At 52.3% G+C, this 348-nt stretch carries 1 pseudogene; it reads left to right on the top strand.

Annotated elements, in window-relative coordinates:
- Positions 1-214 (top strand): annotated as a pseudogene (locus tag GFJ39_RS13970) (IS5/IS1182 family transposase); the annotation flags it as partial.
- Positions 215-348: the final 134 nt, after the last annotated feature.

Genomic DNA, 348 nt, shown 5'->3' with positions numbered 1-348 from the left:
CAAACCTATGCCTCGGCATATCCAGAAATCGAATGCCGGAAAGTCCGTGATCCGATCCCGTGTTGAGCACGTCTTTGCCGATCAGAAATCGCAAATGGGTCTGTTCGTCCGAACTGTCGGTATCACCCGGGCCACCATGCGGATCGGCCTGGCCAATATCGTCTACAATATGCGCCGCTTCCTCTTCCTGGAGCGGATCAGCGCGAATGCATAGCAATCCAGCGGGGAGCAGTCCCCGATCTGCTCAAAACACAGACCGAAAACGAACCCAAAAGTAGTCAATCAAATCGCCAAAAGCCTGAAATCATCAGCCAAGCGTATCAATTAACGGTTCTTCGATCCCTCCAT

The sequence above is a fragment of the Gluconobacter aidae genome (assembly GCF_009547075.1).
GTDB lineage: Bacteria > Pseudomonadota > Alphaproteobacteria > Acetobacterales > Acetobacteraceae > Gluconobacter > Gluconobacter aidae.
Note: the sequence above shows the minus strand (reverse complement) of the source record. Positions and strands in the feature narration are given on the sequence as shown.